We start from the raw sequence: 1573 nt of genomic DNA on the forward strand, positions 1-1573 counted from the left end.
CGAGGATCGCCGCCGCACCCGAAAGCGGCAGGCCGGCGCCGCCATATTCCTCGGGGATCAGCGCGGAAAGGTAGCCCGCCTGCTGCAAGGCATTCACGAATTCGCCGGGATATTCGCGGTCGCGGTCCTTGGCTCGCCAATAGGAGCCGGGGAACTGGGTGCAAAGTTTCGCCACCTCTTCCCGAATTGCGTCGAAATCCTGCTGCATCATCCCGCCTTGTCCGTTGCCGGCTGCAACCTATCGCAGATATGCGCCGACACAAGCATTCAGGCGGGCGGCGGTTGCGAAATGAATCGGCCTCCCCCATTGTTTGCTACGAAATCAGATAATCACCGGAGTTCCCCCGCCCATGAAAAGCCGCGCTGCCGTCGCCTTCGAAGCCAAGAAACCGCTGGAGATCGTCGAGATCGATGTCGAGGGGCCGAAAGCGGGCGAGGTGCTGGTGGAGATCATGGCGACCGGCATCTGTCACACCGATGCCTATACGCTGGACGGGCTGGACAGCGAGGGCCTGTTCCCGTCCATCCTCGGCCATGAGGGCGCAGGCATCATCCGCGAGATCGGTCCCGGCGTCACCAGCGTCGCGCCCGACGATCACGTCATCCCGCTCTACACGCCGGAATGTCGCCAGTGCAAAATGTGCCTGTCGGGCAAGACCAATCTGTGCAGCGCCATCCGCGAGACGCAGGGGCGCGGCGTCATGCCCGATGGCACCAGCCGCTTTTCCTACAAGGGACAGATGCTGCATCATTATATGGGCTGTTCGACATTCTCGAACTTCACCGTTCTGCCGGAAATCGCAGTAGCGAAAATCCGCGACGATGCGCCGTTCGAAACCAGCTGCTACATCGGCTGCGGCGTCACGACCGGCGTCGGCGCGGTGGTCAATACGGCGGATGTGCGCCCCGGCGACAACGTCGTCGTGTTCGGCCTCGGCGGGATCGGCCTCAACGTGATCCAGGGCGCGAAGATGGCGGGTGCCGGGCGGATCGTCGCCGTCGACATCAATGGCGACAAGGAAGAATGGGGCCGGAAATTCGGCATGACCGATTTCGTGAACCCGAAGAATGTCGGCAGCACGGTGGAAACGCTGGTCAACATGCTCGACGGCGGCGCGGATTACAGCTTCGACTGCACCGGCAACGTCAACGTGATGCGCGATGCGCTGGAATGCTGCCACAAGGGCTGGGGCACCTCTATCGTCATCGGCGTGGCCGAGGCGGGCAAGGAAATCAGCACCCGCCCGTTCCAGCTGGTGACGGGCCGCAACTGGCGCGGCACGGCTTTCGGCGGGGCCAAGGGCCGGACCGATGTGCCGAAAATTGTTGACTGGTACATGGACGGCAAAATCGCCATCGACCCGATGATCACGCATACGATGGGCCTCGAAGACATAAACCGCGCCTTCGACCTGATGCATTCGGGCGAGAGCATCCGCAGCGTCGTGATCTACTGAGCGCTTCCCTTCTGCATCGCCGCCGCCTCACTCGCCAAGCGCGGTCCGCCCGCCTATAGGAGGCGGCGATGCAGGACATTCTGATCATCGGCGGGGGGGTCAACGGGGCGGGGATT

The 1573-nt window shown here is 62.9% G+C and carries 2 protein-coding genes; one reads left to right on the forward strand and one right to left on the reverse strand.

The genetic code is table 11. From position 1 onward, the window contains the following. A partial coding sequence (locus tag G7A66_RS14245; RefSeq protein WP_408609254.1) for an acyl-CoA dehydrogenase family protein occupies positions 1–211 on the reverse strand: 211 nt, incomplete at its 3' end. A gap of 139 nt (positions 212–350) precedes the next feature. Here G7A66_RS14245 and G7A66_RS09460 point away from each other — a divergent pair. Continuing rightward, positions 351–1457 (forward strand): S-(hydroxymethyl)glutathione dehydrogenase/class III alcohol dehydrogenase, encoded by a 1107-nt coding sequence (locus G7A66_RS09460; protein ID WP_174295443.1) that lies wholly within the window; start codon positions 351–353, stop codon positions 1455–1457. Positions 1458–1573 lie beyond the last annotated feature (116 nt).

The organism is Alteripontixanthobacter muriae (assembly GCF_013336795.1).
In the GTDB taxonomy this organism is placed as follows: domain Bacteria; phylum Pseudomonadota; class Alphaproteobacteria; order Sphingomonadales; family Sphingomonadaceae; genus Pseudopontixanthobacter; species Pseudopontixanthobacter muriae.